Genomic DNA, 20,424 nt, shown 5'->3' with positions numbered 1-20,424 from the left:
CACCTGGCAACCCGGCCCGGTACGGCCCCGTACCCTTGTCCCGTGAGCAGCCCCACCCCCGACTCCCTCCTCGGTCCCGCCGACATCCGCGAACTCGCGGCGGCGCTCGGTGTCCGTCCCACCAAGCAGCGCGGCCAGAACTTCGTGATCGACGCCAACACGGTCCGCCGTATCGTCCGTACCGCCGAGGTGCGCCCCGACGACGTGGTCGTCGAGGTCGGCCCGGGACTCGGCTCGCTCACCCTCGCGCTGCTGGAGACCGCCGACCGCGTCACCGCCGTGGAGATCGACGACGTCCTCGCCGCCGCGCTCCCCGCCACCATCGCCGCGCGCATGCCGGACCGCGCCGACCGCTTCGCGCTGGTCCACTCCGACGCCATGCACGTCACCGAGCTGCCCGGCCCGGCGCCGACGGCCCTGGTGGCGAACCTGCCCTACAACGTCGCCGTCCCCGTGCTGCTGCACATGCTCGACACCTTCCCGAGCATCGAGCGGACGCTGGTGATGGTGCAGTCCGAGGTCGCCGACCGGCTCGCCGCCGCACCCGGCAACAAGGTGTACGGCGTGCCGTCCGTGAAGGCCAACTGGTACGCCGACGTCAAGCGGGCCGGGGCCATCGGGCGCAACGTCTTCTGGCCCGCGCCGAACGTCGACAGCGGGCTGGTGTCCCTGGTGCGGCGGCCCGAGCCGATCAAGACCACCGCCTCCAAGGCCGAGGTCTTCGCCGTCGTCGACGCGGCCTTCGCCCAGCGCCGCAAGACCCTGCGGGCCGCGCTCGCCGGCTGGGCCGGGTCCGCGGCGGCGGCCGAGGCGGCCCTGGTCGCGGCCGGGGTCTCGCCGCAGGCGCGCGGCGAGTCGCTGACGGTGGAGGAGTTCGCGCGGATCGCCGAACACAAGGAGGCGGGCGCGTGAGCGTCACGGTCCGGGTCCCGGCCAAGGTCAACGTCCAGCTCGCGGTCGGCGCCGCCCGTCCCGACGGCTTCCACGACCTCGCCAACGTCTTCCTCGCCGTCGGGCTGTACGACGAGGTCACCGTGACCCCCGCGGACGAGCTCCGGATCACCTGCGAGGGTCCGGACGCCGCCCAGGTCCCGCTGGACCGCACCAACCTCGCCGCGCGCGCCGCGATCGCGCTCGCCGCGCGCCGGGGGATCGAACCGAACGTCCACGTCCACATCGCCAAGGACATCCCGGTCGCCGGTGGCATGGCGGGTGGCAGCGCGGACGGCGCGGGCGCGCTGCTCGCCTGCGACCGGCTGTGGGGCACGGGTGCCTCGCGCGCCGAGCTGCTCGCGATCTGCGCCGAGCTGGGCAGTGACGTGCCGTTCAGCCTGGTCGGCGGCGTGGCGCTCGGGGTGGGGCGGGGTGAGCGGCTGACCGCCCTGGAGGCGGGCGGCACCTTCCACTGGGTCTTCGCGATGGCGGAGCGGGGCCTGTCGACGCCGGCGGTGTTCCGTGAGTTCGACCGGCTGGCCGAGGGGCGGGAGATCCCGGAGCCGGTGGCCTCGGCGGAGCTGGTGGCGGCGCTGGCGAAGGGGGACGCCGAGGCGCTGGCCGCGTCCGTCTCCAACGATCTCCAGCCGGCCGCGCTGTCCCTCTTCCCCGAGCTGGCCGACACGCTGGCGGCGGGGCGCGGGGCGGGTGCGCTGGCCGCGCTGGTCTCCGGTTCCGGGCCTACGACTGCTTTCCTCGCGCCGGACGCCGGGTCGGCGGAGAAGGTGGCCGAGGCCCTGCGGGCGTCGGGCACGTGCAGGTCGGTGCGGGTGGCGGCGGGGCCGGTGGCGGGGGCGACGGTGCTCTGAGCAGGTTCAGTACTCGTTGAAGGTGGTCAGGTCGATGAGAATGTCGTAGGGGACGCTCACCTTGACGTGGTCGTGGTAAATGCCTGTCAACGCGTAGGTACCGGTGGCCTCGCCGCGTTCGTACACCTGGACGACAGGGTGGTCATCCTGGCCCGCCATGTCGACCAGCCAGAAATGGGGAATGCCGGCTGCGGCGTACTTGTGCGGTTTGGTGTCGCGGTCGCGGGCCTCGGAGTCCGGTGAGATCACCTCGACGGCGAGCAGGACGTCGGCCGCTTCGAACCGGGTCTGGCGCGGGCCGGTGACGGCCTCGGCGCGGACCACGGAGATGTCCGGCTCCGGACCGTTACGCCGGTCCAATACCACCGTCATCTCGCACACGACCTTCAAGTCGGACGGCACGGTGCTGCGCAGCCCATTCGCCAGCAGGTGGATCGCGGCGAAGTGGAAGTAGCGCTGGGGGCTCACGAACACCAGGCTCCCGTCGATCAGCTCGGTGTGCGGCGGGAGATCCGGCAGCGTGAACAGGTCGTCCACGGTGTAGCCGTCCAGGGGTGGCACCGGCCACTGACGGCGGTGCTCTGCGGGCTCGGCGGTCATGGTTCCTCCCATGGACGGGATCCTGCGGCCTGCCTTCCCACCGTAGCGACCCTGCACCGATCACGTCATCACAAAGAGTGACAACCCCCTCGCGCCCCGCCCTCACCCCCGCAGGCCCTACGCTAGAAGGCTGACCCACGCGGCGGAGCCGCACACCGTCACAGCCCCGCGCACAGGAGTGAAATGGCCGTCAACCTGGTCAATGTCGAGAACGTCAGCAAGGTGTACGGCACCCGTGCCCTGCTGGACGGTGTCTCGCTCGGTGTGCAGGAAGGGGACCGGATCGGGGTCGTCGGACGCAACGGCGACGGCAAGACCACCCTCATCCGGATGCTCGCCAAGCTGGAGGAGGCCGACACCGGGCGGGTCACGCACTCCGGCGGACTGCGGATCGGCGTGCTCACCCAGCACGACTCCCTCGACCCCGCGGCCACCGTGCGTCACGAGGTCATCGGCGACATGGCCGACCACGAGTGGGCCGGCAACGCCAAGGTCAGGGACGTCCTGACCGGGCTGTTCGGCGGGCTGGACCTGCCGGGCTTCCCGAAGGGGCTGGACACCGTCATCGGCCCGCTGTCCGGTGGCGAGCGGCGCCGGATCGCGCTGGCCAAGCTGCTCATCGAGGAGCAGGACCTGCTCGTCCTGGACGAGCCCACCAACCACCTCGACGTCGAGGGCATCGCCTGGCTCGCCCGGCACCTGCAGAACCGGCGCTCGGCGCTGGTGTGCGTGACGCACGACCGGTGGTTCCTCGACCAGGTGTGCACGCGCATGTGGGACGTGCAGCGCGGTGACGTGTACGAGTACGAGGGCGGCTACTCCGACTACGTCTTCGCCCGTGCCGAGCGCGAGCGGATCGCCGCGACCGAGGAGGCCAAGCGGCAGAACCTGATCCGCAAGGAGCTGGCGTGGCTGCGGCGGGGCGCACCCGCCCGCACCTCCAAGCCGCGCTTCCGCGTGGAGGCCGCCAACGAGCTGATCGCGGACGTGCCGCCGCCCCGGGACAGCAGCGAGCTGATGAAGTTCGCCTCCTCCCGGCTCGGCAGGACCGTCTTCGACCTGGAGGACGTCACCGTGCAGGCCGGGCCGAAGGTGCTGCTCAAGCACGTCACCTGGCAGCTCGGCCCGGGCGACCGGATCGGCCTCGTCGGGGTCAACGGCGCCGGCAAGACCTCGCTGCTGCGCGCCATGGCCGAGGCCGCGCGGACCGAGGGCGAGGAGCAGCCCGCCGGCGGCCGCATCGCCGTCGGGAAGACCGTCAAGCTCGCCTACCTCTCCCAGGAGGTCGCCGAACTGGACCCGACGTGGCGGGTGCTGGAGGCCGTGCAGCGGGTCCGGGAGCGCGTCGACCTCGGCAAGGGCCGCGAGATGACGGCCGGGCAGCTGTGCGAGACGTTCGGGTTCGGCAAGGAGAAGCAGTGGACGCCGGTCGGGGACCTCTCCGGCGGCGAGCGGCGGCGCCTGCAACTGCTGCGGCTGCTCATGGACGAGCCCAACGTGCTCTTCCTGGACGAGCCCACCAACGACCTCGACATCGAGACGCTCACCCAGCTGGAGGACGTCCTCGACGGCTGGCCCGGCTCGATGATCGTCATCTCCCACGACCGGTTCTTCGTGGAGCGGACGACGGACCGGGTGTTCGCCCTGCTCGGCGACGGCACGCTGCGGATGCTGCCGCGCGGCATCGACGAGTACCTGGAGCGGCGGCAGCGGATGGAGGAGGCGGTCGCCGCGCAGACCGCCGCCGCGGCGCCCAAGCCGGTCACGCAGGAGAGGAGCGCGGCCGACCAGCGCGCCGCGAAGAAGGAACTCCAGAAGATCGAACGCCAGTTGGACCGGATCTCCGAGAAGGAGTCCAGGCTGCACACCCAGATCGCCGACAACGCCACCGACTTCGCGAAGGTCGCCGAACTCGACGCCCAGTTGCGGGACCTCGCCGGGGAACGCGAGGAACTGGAGCTGCGCTGGCTGGAACTGGCGGAGGACGCCTGATCCCCGACCCCTGCTCACGCAGGGGGCGCGTGCGCCGCGTGAAGGGGGCGTGAAGGCGCGTAACGACGGCATCACGGGCCGGTCGTCCCTTGGGAACAGGGGAGGACACGGCCCCGTGTGCTGTCTGTACCTGGTGATAGAAAGAGCCGTCTGAGAACAGTCTGAGAACGACCTTGAGTCCGTCACGAACCTCAGGGCGTGGCTAAAAATCAGTGAACGAGGGGGAAGAGCGCTGATGACTCAGCCGCCCGACCAGCCGCCGCACGGCGCGTTCGGCCCGCCGCAGGACCAGCCGCCGGGCGACCGGCCGCCGCAGGACCAGCCGCCGGGCGACCGGCCGCCGCAGGACCAGCCGCCGGGGGACCGGCCTGCGCAGACCGGCGGCTTCGGCCCGCCCCCGCAGACGCCGCCGGCACAGGGTGGCTTCGGGGCCGCTCCCCAGACGCCGCCGGCGCAGGGTGGCTTCGGGCCCGCTCCCCAGACGCCGCCGGCGCAGGGTGGCTTCGGGCCCGCTCCCCAGACGCCGCCGGCGCAGGGCGGTTTCGGCGCGCCGCAGCCGCCCGCCGGTCCTCCGCAGCAACCCCCGCAGCCTCCGCCGGGCTACGGCTATCCGCAGCAGCCCCCGCAGCCGGGCCCGTACGGCGCCGCCCCCGGTCCCTACAACTACCCGCAGCAGCCCGGCCCGTACGGCGCCCCGCAGCCCGGCTACGGCCACCCGCCCCAGCCGCCGTACCCGGGCATGCCCGGCGCCGCGCCCGGCGGGCCCTTCGGCGGCAAGCGGGCCTCCCGGAAGAAGACCGCGCTGATCACCGGGTCCGCGGTCGCCGCGCTGCTCGTCATCGGCGGCACGGTGTTCGCGGTCACCGGCGACGGCGACGGCGGCGGCAAGAAGAAGCCGGTCGCCCGGCAGAGCGACGACCCCAAGGACTCCGCCACCGCCTCGCCGACCACGTCCGGCGGCGCGGACCCGGAGAACCTCAACGAGGGCCGCCGGCCCGGCGAGGCGAAGGTGCTCTGGTACAAGCCGGCGCCCGACGCCCCGGCCTCCGGCGCCGACGCGCCCGGCATGTGGATCACCGGCGACACGGCGGTGAAGGCGGCCTACAAGCAGGTCTTCGCGTTCCGCACCGGCGACGGCGGCACCGCCTGGGGGCCGCTCGCCCTCCCGCAGAAGATCTGCGCGGTCACCCCGCAGAAGTCGGCCGACGACAAGATCGTCGTGGCGTACATGAACGGCGGCGGCGACCGCGCCAAGTGCAACCAGCTCCAGCAGCTCGACCTGCGCACCGGCGCCAAGGGGTGGAGCACCGAGGTCGCCGACGGCGGGCTGTTCGACAGCGCGCTCAGCGTCGAACTGACGGTCAGCGGCAAGACGCTGATGGTGGGCCGTTCGCAGTCGGGCACCGCGTACGACATCGACAGCGGCAAGAAGCTGTACGACAAGAAGAAGTACGGCGCGGCCTGCTTCCCGGCCGCCTTCGCGGGCGGCACCAACCGGCTGGTCCAGGTGGCCTCCTGCGGCGCCGGCACCGCCAGGGAGCACGAGGAGATCCAGGAGCTCGACCCGGCCACGGGCAAGGTGCGCTGGACCCAGTCGCTCAAGAAGGGCTGGGAGGTGACCCGCACCTACTCGGTCGACCCGCTCGTGGTCTACCTGACCAACCGGGACAAGAAGGCCTGGAACATCTCCACGTTGACCGCGGACGGCAAGTTCCGTTCCGAGGTGAAGGTGAACGAGAAGTTCGCCCCCCGCTGCGGCTGGGCCGTCCTCGAACGCGAGTTGCAGGGCTGCCAGGGCGTCGCGGTCGACGCCGGCATGCTCTACCTGCCCACCGACTCCACCGTCAGCGCCAACGAGATCGTCGCGATCAGCCTCTCCGACGGCAAGGCGAAGTGGCGGGTGAAGTCCCCGGTGGACCGGCCGATGGCACCGGTGAAGGTCGAGGGCGGCAAGCTCATCGCCTATGTGCGGCCGTCGTACGACGCGGGCGGCCAGGTGGTGTCGGTGCCGGTCACCGGCTCCTCCCACAGGACGACCGGGCTCCTGCGGAACCCGCAGGGCGCCGCCGACGCCGAGGACACGTTCTACGACGGCGTCGTCGACTGGGTCGACGGGCGGTTCTTCATCTCCTCGGGCCGGCTGTCCGGCGACGACGACTCGAAGGAGAAGCTCATGATGGCCTTCGGCAACTGAGCCCGGCGCGTCGTCCCGGCCGGCCCCCGCGCCGGCCGCGGCCCGTCCTTCCCGAGTCCCGCCCGCCGTACGGCCTTCCGAGCGTCACCGAGGTACCCGCGCCATGACCCAGCCGCCCCAGCCGCCCCCGAACCAGCCGCCCCCGAACCAGCCGCCGGCCCAGCCCCCGCAGCCGCCGGCCCAGCCTCCCCAGCCCCCGCAGCAGCCGCAGCCGGGGTACGGGTATCCGCAGGCCCCGCCCCCGCAGCCGCCGCAGCCCGGTTACGGCTACCCCGGTGCGCAGCAGAACCCCTACGCGCAGCAGCCCCCGGCCCCCACCGCGCCGCAGTTCCCCGGCTACGGAGCCCAGCCGCACAACCCGTACGCCCAGCCCACGCAGCCCATGCAGCCCGCGCAGGGCGTGCAGCCGGGTTACGGCTATCCCGGCCAGGGGCAGCCGCCGACCGTGCCGATGGCGCCCCGGCCGGAAGCGGGCGGCGGGCGGAACAACGCCGTGCTGTTCATCGTCGTCGCGGCGGTCGTCGCCATCGCGCTGATCATCGGCGGCGGCATCTGGTACGCCACATCCTCCGGGCACGACGGCAAGCACGGCACCGCGTCCTCCGGCGGCGGCACCGGCGGCCCGGACGACAAGGGCTCCGGGGGCACCGGCGGCGGTGGCGGCAAGGAGAAGGTGCCCGCCGACCCGTCCGCCCGGCTGCTCTTCGGGGTGCCGCTGCCCAAGGCGGACGACACGGTCAGCACCGCGGGCTCGTGGCTGACGGACACGGTGTACGCCAAGAGCGGCATCGCGAAGATCACCGGCTACGACCCGGTGAAGGGCACCGAGCTGTGGACGGTCAAGCTGCCCGGCCCGGTCTGCGCGGCCAGCAAGCACGTCGACGAGGAAGGCCGGACGGCGATCGCCTTCCAGCCGAAGATGCCGGAGAAGGGCTCCTCCGCGGGGTGCAGCCAGGTCGCCGCGATCGACCTCACCGCGGGGAAGAAGCTGTGGACGAAGTCGGTCAAGTCCGGTGACTACCCGGTCACCTTCGCCAATGTGACGGTCGCTCAGCACACCGTCGCGGTCGGCGGCACCGACGGCGGCGCCGCGTTCGACATCGAGTCCGGCAAATCGCTGTGGCAGCCGAAGCCCGACGACACCTGCCACGACGAGGGGTACGGCGGCGGCACCCGGCTGGTCGCGGTGCGCAAGTGCGGCGCGTACGACGACCCGCAGCTCAGCATCCAGACCATCGACCCGGTCAGCGGCAAGGTGATCTCCGAGTACAGGATGCCGGACGGTGTCGCGTACGCCTCCGTGGTGTCCACGGACCCGCTGGTGGTCGCGGCCGACGTCGGGCAGAGCGCGGGCGACGGCAGCGGTGTCTCGGACTACTTCTCCATCGACGACAGGACCGGCAAGCTGCTCGCCCGCATCCCGGCGCCCGGCGACACCTACGGGGGCCGCTGCGACGGCACCACCCGCGTCGAGGACTGCCGGCAGATCGTGGCGGGCAACGGCAGGCTGTACCTGATGACCGAGGCGCACGACGGCAAGGGCGAGTACACCCGGACCAACGAGATCGTCGCCTTCGACCTCAGGACCGGCAAGCCGACCGGCCAGCGCGCCGAGGCCGGCGACGGTTACACGCTCTCCCCGCTGCGCATGGACGGCGGCAACCTGATCGCCTACAACGCGCCGCCGTACAACAAGGGCGGCCAGGTCGTCAGCATCGACGGCGGCTCGTTCAAGATGACCAGGCTGCTGGAGAACCCGTCCACCAAGAGCGTGCGGGACTCCGAGGTCAACCTGCTGCCGGAGTACGCCGAGCTCCGCTTCGGCAAGGGTCGGCTGTACATGTCCGCCGTGTTCGCCAAGGAGCGGGACATGTCGTCGTACAGCAAGGAGTACCTCGTGATGGCGTTCGGCACGGACGGCTGATCCGCCGGCCTCACCCGAATGAGTGACTTGCCGAGAAGTGCCCCGGATTTCATCGATCCGGGGCACTTCTCATGAAGAGGGGCAGCGCGACGTCGAACAAGCGTGTAGCTTCCGGGGGCATGAAGGGCGGGGGTGCCGGGGGGACTGGGGGGTTGCTCTATGGGAGTGCGGCTCATGGTCGTGGACGACCATCGGCTGCTCGCGGAGGCGCTGGCGTCCGCGCTGAAGCTGCGCGGGCACCGGGTGCTCGCCGCGGCGGCGCCGGCCGCGGGCGCGGCGGACCTCGTGATCGCGCGGGCGCCCGAGGTGTGCCTGCTGGGCACGGCGGCACCGGCCGAGCCGGGGATCTTCGACCCGGTGGTCAAGATCAAGCGGGAGCGTCCGCAGGTGGCGGTGCTGGTGCTGGGCCCGGTGCCGTCACCGCGCGGCATCGCGGCGGCCTTCGCCGCGGGAGCGTCGGGGTACGTGCGGCACGACGAGCGGATCGAGGGCGTCGAGCGGGCCATCATGAAGGCCCGGGCCGGGGAGGCGGCGGTGGCTCCGCAACTGCTCCAGGGGGCCTTCGGCGAGCTGCTGAACCCGGCCGCGCAGCCCGATGACGAGGCCCAGCGGTTGCTGGAGATGCTGACGCCGCGGGAGGTGGAGGTGCTGGTGCGGGTGGCCGACGGGGAGGACACGCGGCGGATCGCGGCGGGCATGGGCATCGCACCGAGCACGGCGCGTACGCACGTCCAGCGGGTGCTGATGAAACTGGGCGTGGGCTCCCGCCTGGAGGCAGCGGCCCTGGCGGCCCGGACGGGCCTGCTGGACCGCGCGGGCCCCCTGCGGGACGCGTCCGCCGACTAGGCGCCCAGCGCTGGGGGCAGCGGCCCGAAGGGGCGCGGGGAAGGGGCGCGGGGAACTGCGCGACCAGCCCCCGCGCGCCCGCAGTCGGGACACGGCCTGTCGGCCCCGGACCTACTCCTTCTCTTCCGGCAGACCCTCCGGAGGAAGCGGCGGGGGAGTGGGCCGCAGCTTCAGCCAGGCCAGGAAGAAGACGCCCAGGAGCAGCATGCCGATCCCGGTCCACAGATTGATGTTCACGCCCTCGGCCTTGTCGATCGCGGCCTGCGAGTCGGTGATCCCGGTGATCGTGACGATGACGCCGTAGACCACGAAGAGTCCGCCGATGATGCGCCGCAGGTCGAAGATGCGCGCTGCGGTCGCCGACTTGGTCTCCAGCTCGGAGACCTCCCGCTGGACGTCCCGATCGGTGTAGTGCAGCGGGCGACGAGCCTGCTCGGGGTGGTCAGGGTGCTCGGTCATGGTTCCTCGATCCTCCCGCGTCAGAACGAGAACGGGATGTAGCAGACGGCGGCCAGCGCGACCGCGCCCCAGCCCAGCAGGGCCGGCTTGCGGTACCACGCGTCGTCGCCCTCGGCGGGCGCTTCGGACATGCCGGGGGTGGGGGTGCCCCCGGACGGAGTCTGGGGGCGGGTGCCGTAGACCAGGCCCTGCAACTCCTCTACCGGCTTCGGCCTGGTGAACAGGGACACCGCGACCATCACCACGGCGCCGGCGACGAAGCCCGCGATGGCGGAGACGAAGTTGGCGCCCTGGTCGGTCGGGAGGGAGATGATGTCCTTCTTGTAGAGGACGAAGTAGTTGACCATCGCGGTGACGGTGCCGGCGAGCAGGCCCCAGAACCCGGACTTCGCGGACGCCCGCTTCCAGAACATGCCGACGATGAAGACGACGAACATCGGCACGTTGAAGAAGGAGAACAGCGTCTGCAGGTAGCTCATGATGTTCGAGAACGAGGACGCCAGGAACGCCGTGCCGACGGAGGCGCAGACGCCGATCGCGGTGATCAGCCGGCCGAAGCGGACGTAGTAGCCGTCCTCGCGCCCCCGCACCACGTACTTCGCCCAGATGTCGTTGGTGAACACCGTGTTGAAGGACGACACGTTGGCCGCCATGCCCGCCATGAAGGCCGCCAGCAGACCGGTGACGGCGATGCCGAGGACACCGTTGGGCAGCAGTTCCTGCATCAGGAAGGGGATCGCGTCGTTGTACTGGTAGCCGGAGCCGGCGGTGCCGAACTTCGGCACGATCGCGGCGGCGACCAGGCCCGGGATCATCACCAGGAAGACGATGAAGATCTTGGGGTAGGCCGCGATGAGCGGCGTGCGCTGACCCGCCGAGAGGTTCTTCGCCGACAGGGCGCGCTGCACCTCGGCGAAGTTGGTGGTCCAGTAGCCGAAGGAGAGCACGAAACCGAGGCCGAGGACGATGGTCAGCCAGTTCGCGCCGAGCGGGTTGGCGTGCCCGATGCCGGTGCCGCCCCACGCGGTGGTGAAGTCGGCTCCGTGGGTCGCGGTCAGCTTGTCGGTCAGGCCGCCCCAGCCGCCGACCTTCTTCAGGCCGAGGATCGTGATCGGGATGAGCGCGGCCAGGATCACGAAGAACTGGAGGACCTCGTTGTAGATCGCCGAGGACAGGCCGCCCAGGGTGATGTACGCGAGGACGAACGCGCCGGCGACGACGATGGCGACCCACTGCGGCCAGCCGAGCAGGGCCTCGACGACGATCGAGAGGGCGTAGAGGTTGACGCCCGCGATCAGGATGGCGGCGAACGCGAACAGGATCGACGCGAGCAGGTGGGCGCCCCGGTCGAAGCGCAGCAGCAGGAACTCGGGGACCGAGCGGACCTTGCTGCCGTAGTAGAAGGGCATCATCACCAGGCCGAGGAAGACCATGGCGGGGATGGCGCCGATCCAGTACCAGTGGACGGTGTAGGCGCCGTACTGGGCGCTGTTGGCGGCCATGCCGAGGATCTCGGTGGCCGCCAGGTTCGCCGAGATGAAGGCGAGGCCGGTGATCCAGGCGGGCAGCGAGCGTCCGGAGAGGAAGAAGTCGAGGCTCGTCTTGACCGAGCGGCGGGCCGCGAAGCCGATGCCCAGGACGACGACGAAGTAGATCGCCAGGATCGTGTAGTCCAGCCAGTTGGTGGGGAGCCGTAGCTCCGCCGCCAGGTAGGTGGGGGCGTATGTGGGGGTTTGCATGAGAACTCGCTTCGTTGCGCGAACTGATCCAGAGCGGAACCTACGCCGCCGTGTTCGATATTTGAACACTTCGACTGGTGTTCTTTGTTTGATTGTGATCGACCGAGGTGTTGTGGAGTTGTGGTCTGTTATGTTTGTTTGTGTTGAGTGATTGGGTGCGGACACACCCGTAGGGCCCGAACAAGGAGTCCGGCGTGAAGAAGACCTCGACCCGGCTGGCCGACGGTCGTGAGCTGATCTACTACGACCTGCGGGACGACACCGTGCGTGACGCGGTCGACCGGCGCCCGCTGGACCGTACGGTCACCACGTCCGAGATCCGCCGCGACCCGCTGCTCGGCGACTCGGTCGCCGTGGCCTCGCACCGCCAGGGCCGCACCTACCACCCGCCCGCCGACGAGTGCCCGCTGTGCCCCACCCGCGGCGACCGGCTCAGCGAGATCCCGGACTCCTCCTACGACGTCGTCGTCTTCGAGAACCGGTTCCCCTCCCTCGCCGGCGACTCCGGCCGCTGCGAGGTCGTCTGCTTCACCTCCGACCACGACGCCTCCTTCGCGGACCTCGGCGTCGAGCAGGCACGGCTGGTGCTGGACGCGTGGACGGACCGCACGTCGGAGCTGTCGCATCTGCCCTCCGTCGAGCAGGTGTTCTGCTTCGAGAACCGCGGTGCCGAGATCGGCGTGACCCTCGGGCACCCCCACGGGCAGATCTACGCCTACCCCTTCACCACCCCGCGCACCGCGCTGATGCTCCGCTCTCTCGCCGCCCACAAGGAGGCCACCGGCGGCGAGAACCTCTTCGACGCGGTCCTGGAACGGGAACTCGCCGGCGAACGGGTCGTCCTCGAGGGTGAACACTGGGCGGCCTTCGTGCCGTACGCGGCGCACTGGCCGTACGAGGTCCACCTGTACCCCAGGCGCCGCGTGCCCGACCTGCTCGCACTGGACGAGGCCGCCCGCACAGAGTTCCCCCAGGTCTATCTGGAACTCTTGAGGCGCTTCGACCGGATCTTCGGCGAGGGTGAGCCTCCGACGCCGTACATCTCGGCCTGGCACCAGGCCCCGTTCGGCGCGCTGGAGGAGTTCGACGGTGTCACGCGCGACGACTTCGCGCTCCACCTCGAGCTTTTCACCATCCGCCGTACTTCCGGCAAGCTGAAGTTCCTCGCGGGTTCCGAGTCCGGCATGAGTGTGTTCATCAACGACGTGCCGCCGGAGCGCGCGGCCGAGCGACTGCGAGAGGTAGCGAGTTCATGAAGTACCTGGTGACGGGTGGCGCGGGATACGTCGGCAGTGTCGTGGCCCAGCACCTGCTGGAGGCCGGCCACGAGGTCACCGTCGTCGACAACCTCTCCACCGGCTTCCGCGCGGGCGTCCCGGCCGGCGCGGCCTTCGTCGAGGGCGACATCCGCGACGCCGCCAAGTGGCTCGACCCGTCCTTCGACGGCGTGCTGCACTTCGCCGCGTTCTCGCAGGTCGGCGAGTCGGTGGTGAAGCCGGAGAAGTACTGGGACAACAACGTCGGCGGCAGCATGGCCCTGCTCGCCGCGATGCGCGAGGCCGGCGTCCGCAAGCTGGTCTTCTCCTCCACCGCCGCCACCTACGGCGAGCCGGAGCAGACCCCGATCCCGGAGACCGCGCCGACGCGGCCCACCAGCCCCTACGGCGCCTCCAAGCTCGCCGTCGACCACATGATCACCGGCGAGGCGCACGCGCACGGCCTGGCGGCGGTCTCCCTGCGCTACTTCAACGTGGCGGGCGCGTACGGCGCGTACGGCGAGCGGCACGACCCCGAGTCGCACCTGATCCCGCTGGTCCTCCAGGTCGCCCAGGGCCGCCGCGACGCGATCTCGGTCTACGGCGACGACTACCCGACCCCCGACGGCACCTGCGTCCGCGACTACATCCACGTCGCCGACCTGGCCGAGGCCCACCTGCTGGCCGTCCGCGCCGCCACCCCGGGCGAGCACCTGATCTGCAACCTCGGCAACGGCAACGGCTTCTCCGTCCGCCAGGTCATCGAGACCGTCCGCGAGGTCACCGGCCACCCGATCCCCGAGGTGGTGGCCCCGCGCCGGGGCGGCGACCCGGCCGTCCTGGTCGCCTCCGCGGAAACCGCCCGCGAGAAACTGGGCTGGAACCCGACCCGCGCGGACCTCGCGGGCATCGTCGCGGACGCGTGGGAGTTCGCGCAGAGCATCTCGAAGGAGCACTAGTGGGTGCAGAGCAGGTCGCGGAGCGCTTCGCCGAGCTGTACGGGGCCGGACCGGAGGGCGTGTGGGCGGCGCCCGGCCGGGTCAACCTGATCGGTGAGCACACCGACTACAACGACGGCTTCGTCATGCCGTTCGCGCTGCCGCACCAGGCGGTCGCCGCGGTCTCCCGCCGCGACGACGGCGTCCTGCGCCTGCACTCGCAGGACGTCGAGGGCGGGGTCGTGGAACTGCGGCTGGACGACCTCGCCCCGGGGACCGACCAGGCGTGGACGGCGTACCCGGCGGGTGTGGTGTGGGCGCTGCGCGAGGCCGGTCACGAGGTGACCGGCGCCGACATCCACCTGTCCTCCACGGTCCCGACGGGCGCGGGCCTGTCCTCGTCGGCCGCGCTGGAGGTCGTGATCGCCCTCGCGCTGAACGACCTGTACGACCTGGGCCTGCAGCGCTGGCGGCTGGCCCGCCTGTGCCAGCGCGCCGAGAACGTCTACGTCGGCGCGCCGACCGGGATCATGGACCAGACGGCGTCGGCCTGCTGCGAGCAGGGCCACGCGCTGTTCCTGGACACCCGTGACCTGTCCCAGCAGCAGATCCCCTTCGACCTCGTGGCCGGGGGCCTGCGCCTGCTGGTGGTCGACACCCAGGTCAAGCACGCCCACAGCGGTGGCGAGTACGGCAAGCGCCGGGCCGGCTGCGAGAAGGGCGCGGCCCTGCTCGGCGTCGACGCCCTGCGGGACATCCCCTACGACGGCCTGGACGCCGCCCTCGCCCGCCTCGGCGACGAGGAGGAGATCGTCCGCCTGGTCCGTCACGTCGTCACGGAGGACGAGCGGGTCGAACGCACCGTCTCCCTGCTGCACGCCGGCGACACCCGCGCCATCGGCCCGGTCCTCACCGAGGGCCACGCCTCCCTGCGCGACGACTTCCGCATCTCCTGCCCGGAGCTGGACCTGGTCGTCGACACGGCCCTCGCCGCCGGCGCCCTGGGCGCCCGCATGACCGGCGGCGGCTTCGGCGGCTCGGCGATCGTCCTGGCGGAGGCGGCCGACGTCGACACCCTGACCAAGGCGGTCGAAGAGGCCTTCGCCGCAGCGGACTTCAAGGCTCCCCGCGTCTTCGAAGCGGTCCCCTCGGCGGGCGCCCGCCGGCTGAGCTGACGCCCGTCTTACCGACCGGCCCCGTACGCGGTCACCGGGTACGGGGCCGGCGTCATCGCCGGCCCCGTCCTCCCGAAGGCGAAGTGCCCTCCTCCGCCTCGGATTCGGCATGACCAGTAAGGTGCATGCCTGTCACCGCCGTGCCCGGCGGTGCACGAGACGGGGGAGGCCGTACATGGCAGCCGCCCTACGGGGACCGCTGATGGAGGACGACGAGATCCGCTCACGCTTCGACGGCCGGGGGCAGGTCGAGATCCGGGGCCCGGTGGCCGTGGAGGCTCGGGCCGAGGAGATCGCGCACGCGCTCGGCTACCGGCTGATCGCCACGGAGCAGTCGCGCGGCGCCGGTCTCGCGTTCGGGTATCGCACCCCGCTCAGCGTGCGGCTGCTCTTCCGGCGCGACGACGACCCCCGGGCCCGCCGCCGGGCCCAGCGGACCGTCGAGCGGCTGCGAGCGGGCGGCCCGGTGCGCGGGGGCGAGGAACTGCCGCCCCGCCCCCGCCGGCCCCGGCTCCGCCCCTGACTCCCCGGTCCGCGGCACCCCGCCCCCGGCGCTCGATGGAACCTCAGCCGCCTCCGCCGGCGCCGTCAGGCCCGCCCGGCCCCCGGGTTCCGTCCCGACCGCCCTATCCGCCTCCGCCTCCGCCCCCGCCCGCAGCGGTGGAGTGAGCCCCCGTCAGCCCAGTCGCTTCGTCAGTGTGTACTCCGTGATCCCCGGCGGGTAGTCGGGGATCACGCACACCACCTCGTAGCCCTGCTTCCGGTAGAAGTCCGGGGCCTGGAAGTCCCAGGTCTCCAGGCGGGACGCCGTGCAGCCGCGGTCGGTCGCGGCGATGCGTTCCGCCTCCGCCAGCAGGCGGGTGCCGAGACCCGCGCCGCGGTGTGCGGCGTCCACCCAGAGGTAGGTGACGTGCAGCCAGGTCGTCCAGGTGTGGCCGACCAGGCCGCCCGCCAGGCCGCCCGCGGTGTCCAGTGCCCACAGGTGGAGGGGCGTCTCGCGTTCGCCGGGCGTGCCGCGCAGCGCGGCCAGGACCGGGGACGCCGCCGTGTTGGTCTCCCGCAGCCGTGCGCGGAGCAGATCACGTCGCTCTTTGTCGACTCCCGCCTCAATACGAAACATGCGGCACACCATAAACGCGCCGGACGGTCAGTTCTGCGATTCGGCTTCCGCTGCGTGCGGCCATCCGTAATCTGTGGAGCAGCATCGGTGGGGGCCGGTGCCGCTCAGGGGGCGAGACAGGCGGGTACGGCGCCCGCGGTGGGGGTAGCAGTGTCCGCAACGGCGGCGGCCGTGCGGCGCGCGTCCCCGTCCACGGGTGTCGTACCCGCGCCGGTCGTCGTTCTCCGGATCCTTTCCGGGCTGTCCGGGCCAACCAATTCCGGAGCTTTCCGGACCTTGGGTATCCCCTGCTCCACACGGAGCCTGGGGAAGGGGGTTACGTGGTTCGCATCCGAGTGCTGGTCGTGGACGACCACCGCATCTTCGCCGAGTCGCTCGCCGCCGCCCTGGCCGCCGAGCCCGACGTCGACGTCTTCGCCGCCGGCAGCGGCCCGGCCGCGCTGCGCTGCCTGGAGCGCGCGGCCGGCGAGGGCCGGCGCTACGACGTCCTGCTGGTCGACGCCGACCTGGGCGGCCGGCTGCCCGGCGCCCGCCCGGCCGTACCGGTGCAGGAGGGCGACGAGGAGGGCCTGGTCGACGGGATCTCGCTCGTCACCGGGGTCCGGGCCGCCCACCCCGCCGTACGGATCGTCGTCCTCGCCGAGAAGGACGACCCGCGCCGCGCCGCCCTCGCCCTCCAGGCCGGGGCGTCCGGCTGGGTCGCCAAGGACTGCTCGCTGTCCCGGCTGCTGACGGTGATCCGGGGTGTGCTGCGCGACGAGACGCATCTGCCGCCCGCGCTGCTCACCGGTGTGCTGAAGGAGCTGACGGCGGCGCGCAAGCACCGCACCGAGAGCGAGCGGCTGGTGGAGTCCCTCACCCCGCGCGAGCGGGAGGTGCTGCGCTGTATGGTCGCGGGTCTCGGCCGCAAGGCCGTCGCCGAGCGGCTGTTCCTCTCCCCGCACACCGTCCGCACCCACATGCAGAACGTCCTCGGAAAGCTGGGCGTCCACTCCACGCTGGCCGCCGTCGCGCTGGCCCGGCGGGCCGGGGTGGGCCCGGCGGACCTAACCGGGGATGTTGTCGAACGGAGCGGTCAGCTGGCGTAGCAGGCCGGCCAGTTCGGCGCGCTGGGCGCGGGACAGCTCGGCGAGGATCGCCCGCTCCTGCTCCAGCAGGCCCGCCAGCGCCTGGTCCGCGCGGTCGCGGCCCTCGTCGGTCAGCCGGACCAGCACACCTCGCCGGTCACTGGGGTCGGGCAGCCGCTCGACCAGGCCCTTCTTCGCCAGCCGGTCGATGCGGTTGGTCATCGTGCCCGAGGTGACCAGGGTCTGGGTGAGCAGTTGGCCGGGCGAGAGCTGGTACGGCGTGCCCGCGCGCCGCAGCGCGGTCAGCACGTCGAACTCCCACGGCTCCAGCTGGTGCTCGGCGAAGGCGAGCCGGCGGGCGCGGTCGAGGTGCCGGGCGAGTCGGCTCACCCGGCTGAGCACTTCCAGCGGCTCCACGTCGAGGTCCGGGCGCTCCCGGCGCCACGCTGCGACCAGCCGATCGACCTCGTCCTCCATGGAGATCAGTGTAGTGGTTGTGTCGATGTGAAGTCTCTTGATGTCGAGTCTCTTGACATCGAGAGAAGCTGGCGGGGAAAGTGGTGCCATGACGACGCCGAGCTGGGACCCCGCCCAGTACCTCCGCCACGCCGGGCACCGGGCCCGGCCCTTCGCCGACCTCCTCGCCCGCGTCCCGGACCTGCCCGGCGACGCACCCCGCATCGCCGACCTCGGCTGCGGCCCCGGCAACGTCACCGCCCTGCTCGCCGACCGCTGGCCCACCGCCCGCATCACCGGCTACGACAACTCGCCGGAGATGCTCGACAAGGCCCACGTCGACCACGAGGGGCCCACGCCCGGGGGCGGCCGGCTCGACTTCGCCCACGCCGACGTGCGGACCTGGACGCCCGCGGAGCCCTACGACCTGATCGTCTCCAACGCCACCCTCCAGTGGGTGCCGGGCCACGCCGACCGCTTCCCCGACTGGATCGCCGCACTGCGCCCCGGCGGCAGCCTCGCCTTCCAGGTCCCGGACAACATCGACGCCCCGCTGCACGCCCTCATGCGCGACCTCGCCGGCACGCCCCGCTGGCACGACCGCCTCGCCGGCGTCCTGCGCCGCACCGGCTCCGTGCACACCCCCGGCACCTACCTGGACCGCCTCACCCGCCTGGGCTGCGCGGCCGACGTCTGGCAGACGACGTACCTCCACGTCCTCAAGGGCGACGACCCGGTCCTGGACTGGGTGAAGGGCACCGGCCTGCGGCCCGCGCTGACCGCCCTCGCCGACGACCCCGAGGCGCGCGACGCGTTCGTCGCCGAGTACCGGGACCTGCTGCGGGAGGCCTACCCGAGCGCGCCGTACGGCACGGTGCTGCCCTTCCGCCGGCTGTTCGCCGTGGCCGTGAAGGAGGGCTGAGCGCGGCCAAGGAGAAAGGGTGCTCAGCTCTTGCGGTGACCGATCAGCCGCGGCTTCTGCTCCAGCCCGTCCAGGCCGTGCCACGCCAGATTCACCAGATGGGCCGCCACCTCGGCCTTCTTCGGACGGCGCACGTCCAGCCACCACTGGCCGGTCAGCGCGACCATGCCGACCAGCGCCTGGGCGTACAGCGGGGCGAGCTTGGGGTCGAAGCCGCGCGATTTGAACTCCCGGCCCAGGATGTCCTCCACCTGGGTGGCGATGTCCGAGATCAGGGACGCGAAGGAACCCGTCGACTGGGGGATCGGGGAGTCGCGGACCAGGATGCGGAAACCGTCCGTGTACTCCTCGATGTAGTCCAGGAGCGCGAACGCCGCCTGCTCGCACAGCTCACGCGGGTGGCCGGCCGTCAGCGAACTGGTGACCATGTCCAGCAGGCGCCGCATCTCGCGGTCCACGACCACCGCGTACAGCCCCTCCTTGCCGCCGAAGTGCTCGTACACCACCGGCTTGGACACCCCGGCCTTCGCCGCGATCTCCTCCACCGACGTGCCCTCGAAACCCTTGGCGGCGAAGAGGGTGCGACCGATCTCCAGCAACTGCTGGCGGCGCTCGGCACCGGTCATACGCGTCCGGCGGGTCCGCCGCTGCTTGTCGGTGCCTGAGGTACTGCTGGAGTCGGTCGCCACGGCGTCAATCATGCCGCCTCGGCCGTCTCCCTCCCGCGCCGGGAGCCGCCTTCCCCGGTGTTACGGCGCGAATCGATACGCGAGCGTGACGGCCAGCGCACGTCGTACGCCCAGCCGAGCAGCTCGAAGAACCGGATGAACCGGGCCGAGGAGTCGATCTGCCCGCGCATCACGCCGTGCCGCGCCGACGTCGGGTCGGCGTGGTGCAGGTTGTGCCAGGACTCGCCGCAGGACAGCACCGCCAGCCACCACACGTTGCCCGAACGGTCCCGCGACCGGAACGGCCGCTTGCCGACCGCGTGGCAGATGGAATTGATCGACCAGGTCACGTGGTGCAGCAGCGCCACCCGGACGAGTGAACCCCAGAAGAACGCGGTGAACGCGCCCCACCAGGACATCGTCACCAGACCGCCGATCAGCGGCGGCAGCAGCAGCGACACGGCCGTCCACAGGACGAACAGCCGGGAGACCGCCCGGATCGCCGGGTCCTTGATCAGATCCGGCGCGTACTTGTCCTGCGGGGTCTGCTCCTCGTCGAACATCCAGCCGATGTGCGCCCACCACAGGCCCTTCATCAGCGCCGGCACCGTCTCGCCGAACCGCCACGGAGAGTGCGGATCGCCCTCCGCGTCGGAGAACTTGTGATGCTTGCGGTGATCGGCCACCCAGCGCACCAGCGGCCCCTCGACCGCCAGCGAACCCATGATCGCGAGCGCGATCCGCAGCGGCCGCTTCGCCTTGAACGAACCGTGGGTGAAGTACCGGTGGAAACCGATCGTGATGCCGTGGCACCCCAGGAAGTAGAAGAAGACCAGCAGGCCCATGTCGAGCCAGCTCACCCCCCAGCCCCAGGCCAGCGGCACGGCCGCCACCAGCGCCAGGAACGGCACGGTGATGAACAGGAGCAGCGTGATCTGCTCGATCGAACGCTTCTGCTCGCCGCCCAGCGTGGCGGAGGGAGGGGGTGTGTCGGTGGCCTTACGGGCTTCTTCGATCACATCGGAACTTGAGGTCATGCGCGTCCCCTGTGGGGTCGATGGTCGAGGCAGATGCCGGGTACCCGGGACCGTGCGGGACCCTGCGGTGCTTCCCTACGGTTCCGTAACCTACGGCGTCGTAAGTATGGCAGCGTGTCGCGCGGCGGCAAGAGCCCCAGACCCTGCGCGTCCACATGGCCACCTATCCTTGGACTCGGTCGGACAGCGCGGTCCGCTGAAGTTTCCTTCCCGGACCCTCCGGCCCGTA

At 71.7% G+C, this 20,424-nt stretch carries 19 protein-coding genes; 12 read left to right on the top strand and 7 right to left on the bottom strand.

Features of this window, described 5'->3' with window-relative positions; all coding sequences use genetic code 11:
* Positions 1-42 precede the first annotated feature (42 nt).
* Together rsmA and LG395_RS07570 are read left to right on the top strand one after the other, a co-directional pair.
* Positions 43-912 (top strand): 16S rRNA (adenine(1518)-N(6)/adenine(1519)-N(6))-dimethyltransferase RsmA, encoded by an 870-nt coding sequence (gene rsmA, locus LG395_RS07575; RefSeq protein WP_225808873.1) that lies wholly within the window; start codon positions 43-45, stop codon positions 910-912.
* Positions 909-1,802 carry a 4-(cytidine 5'-diphospho)-2-C-methyl-D-erythritol kinase gene (locus LG395_RS07570; protein ID WP_225808872.1) on the top strand — a complete coding sequence of 298 codons (894 nt, stop codon included), beginning with the start codon at positions 909-911 and terminating at the stop codon, positions 1,800-1,802. Before rsmA ends, LG395_RS07570 begins: the two co-directional genes overlap by 4 nt.
* 6 nt (positions 1,803-1,808) lie before the next feature.
* Here the strand turns inward: LG395_RS07570 and LG395_RS07565 are convergent, their stop codons facing one another.
* Complete coding sequence (locus LG395_RS07565; RefSeq protein WP_014673215.1) at positions 1,809-2,402, bottom strand: Uma2 family endonuclease; 594 nt, start codon at positions 2,400-2,402, stop codon at positions 1,809-1,811.
* A 183-nt stretch (positions 2,403-2,585) separates the two neighbouring features.
* Here LG395_RS07565 and LG395_RS07560 point away from each other — a divergent pair, with 183 nt between their 5' ends.
* The 4 genes from LG395_RS07560 (at position 2,586) to LG395_RS07545 (ending at position 9,358) form a co-directional block, all read left to right on the top strand.
* Positions 2,586-4,394 carry an ABC-F family ATP-binding cassette domain-containing protein gene (locus tag LG395_RS07560; RefSeq protein ID WP_225808871.1) on the top strand — a complete coding sequence of 603 codons (1,809 nt, stop codon included), beginning with the start codon at positions 2,586-2,588 and terminating at the stop codon, positions 4,392-4,394.
* Positions 4,395-4,629: 235 nt separating this feature from the next.
* Positions 4,630-6,588 (top strand): outer membrane protein assembly factor BamB family protein, encoded by a 1,959-nt coding sequence (locus LG395_RS07555; protein WP_225808870.1) that lies wholly within the window; start codon positions 4,630-4,632, stop codon positions 6,586-6,588.
* Between the two features lie 103 nt (positions 6,589-6,691).
* Entirely contained in the window at positions 6,692-8,512 is a 1,821-nt protein-coding gene (locus LG395_RS07550; RefSeq protein WP_225808869.1) for an outer membrane protein assembly factor BamB family protein, read from the top strand.
* A 159-nt stretch (positions 8,513-8,671) separates the two neighbouring features.
* Entirely contained in the window at positions 8,672-9,358 is a 687-nt protein-coding gene (locus LG395_RS07545; RefSeq protein ID WP_225808868.1) for a helix-turn-helix transcriptional regulator, read from the top strand.
* Between the two features lie 111 nt (positions 9,359-9,469).
* Here the strand turns inward: LG395_RS07545 and LG395_RS07540 are convergent, their stop codons facing one another.
* Positions 9,470-9,817, bottom strand: coding sequence for a hypothetical protein (locus LG395_RS07540; protein WP_225808867.1), 348 nt, complete (start codon positions 9,815-9,817; stop codon positions 9,470-9,472).
* A gap of 20 nt (positions 9,818-9,837) precedes the next feature.
* The gene (locus LG395_RS07535; protein WP_225808866.1) at positions 9,838-11,556 is read right to left on the bottom strand and encodes a sodium:solute symporter family protein; all 1,719 of its coding nucleotides are present in this window, start codon (positions 11,554-11,556) and stop codon (positions 9,838-9,840) included.
* 194 nt (positions 11,557-11,750) lie between these two features.
* Between LG395_RS07535 and galT the strand changes: the two genes are divergently transcribed.
* From galT to LG395_RS07515, 4 genes are all read left to right on the top strand, one after another.
* Positions 11,751-12,812 (top strand): galactose-1-phosphate uridylyltransferase, encoded by a 1,062-nt coding sequence (gene galT / locus LG395_RS07530; RefSeq protein ID WP_171155488.1) that lies wholly within the window; start codon positions 11,751-11,753, stop codon positions 12,810-12,812.
* On the top strand, positions 12,809-13,771 hold the full coding sequence (gene galE / locus LG395_RS07525) for a UDP-glucose 4-epimerase GalE (RefSeq protein ID WP_225808865.1): 963 nt from the start codon (positions 12,809-12,811) through the stop codon (positions 13,769-13,771). Before galT ends, galE begins: the two co-directional genes overlap by 4 nt.
* Entirely contained in the window at positions 13,771-14,925 is a 1,155-nt protein-coding gene (galK, locus tag LG395_RS07520) for a galactokinase (RefSeq protein WP_171155492.1), read from the top strand. Before galE ends, galK begins: the two co-directional genes overlap by 1 nt.
* A gap of 175 nt (positions 14,926-15,100) precedes the next feature.
* Entirely contained in the window at positions 15,101-15,448 is a 348-nt protein-coding gene (locus LG395_RS07515; protein ID WP_225808864.1) for a hypothetical protein, read from the top strand.
* Between the two features lie 153 nt (positions 15,449-15,601).
* Here the strand turns inward: LG395_RS07515 and LG395_RS07510 are convergent, their stop codons facing one another.
* On the bottom strand, positions 15,602-16,057 hold the full coding sequence (locus tag LG395_RS07510; protein ID WP_225808863.1) for a GNAT family N-acetyltransferase: 456 nt from the start codon (positions 16,055-16,057) through the stop codon (positions 15,602-15,604).
* A gap of 308 nt (positions 16,058-16,365) precedes the next feature.
* Between LG395_RS07510 and LG395_RS07505 the strand changes: the two genes are divergently transcribed.
* The gene (locus tag LG395_RS07505; RefSeq protein ID WP_225808862.1) at positions 16,366-17,133 is read left to right on the top strand and encodes a LuxR C-terminal-related transcriptional regulator; all 768 of its coding nucleotides are present in this window, start codon (positions 16,366-16,368) and stop codon (positions 17,131-17,133) included.
* Here the strand turns inward: LG395_RS07505 and tamR are convergent.
* Positions 17,092-17,589 (bottom strand): MarR family transcriptional regulator TamR, encoded by a 498-nt coding sequence (gene tamR / locus LG395_RS07500; RefSeq protein ID WP_014673201.1) that lies wholly within the window; start codon positions 17,587-17,589, stop codon positions 17,092-17,094. The two genes, LG395_RS07505 and tamR, sit on opposite strands and share 42 nt — an antisense overlap.
* A gap of 88 nt (positions 17,590-17,677) precedes the next feature.
* Between tamR and LG395_RS07495 the strand changes: the two genes are divergently transcribed.
* Positions 17,678-18,490, top strand: a complete 813-nt coding sequence (locus LG395_RS07495) for a trans-aconitate 2-methyltransferase (RefSeq protein ID WP_225808861.1) — start codon at positions 17,678-17,680, stop codon at positions 18,488-18,490.
* A 23-nt stretch (positions 18,491-18,513) separates the two neighbouring features.
* Here the strand turns inward: LG395_RS07495 and LG395_RS07490 are convergent, their stop codons facing one another.
* Entirely contained in the window at positions 18,514-19,191 is a 678-nt protein-coding gene (locus LG395_RS07490; RefSeq protein ID WP_171155500.1) for a TetR/AcrR family transcriptional regulator, read from the bottom strand.
* The gene (locus LG395_RS07485; protein WP_171155501.1) at positions 19,188-20,195 is read right to left on the bottom strand and encodes an acyl-CoA desaturase; all 1,008 of its coding nucleotides are present in this window, start codon (positions 20,193-20,195) and stop codon (positions 19,188-19,190) included. The genes LG395_RS07490 and LG395_RS07485 overlap by 4 nt, the downstream gene beginning before the upstream one ends.
* Positions 20,196-20,424: the final 229 nt, after the last annotated feature.

This window comes from Streptomyces spinosus (assembly GCF_020400655.1).
Classification (GTDB): Bacteria; Actinomycetota; Actinomycetes; order Streptomycetales; family Streptomycetaceae; genus Streptomyces; species Streptomyces argyrophylli.
Note: the sequence above shows the minus strand (reverse complement) of the source record. Positions and strands in the feature narration are given on the sequence as shown.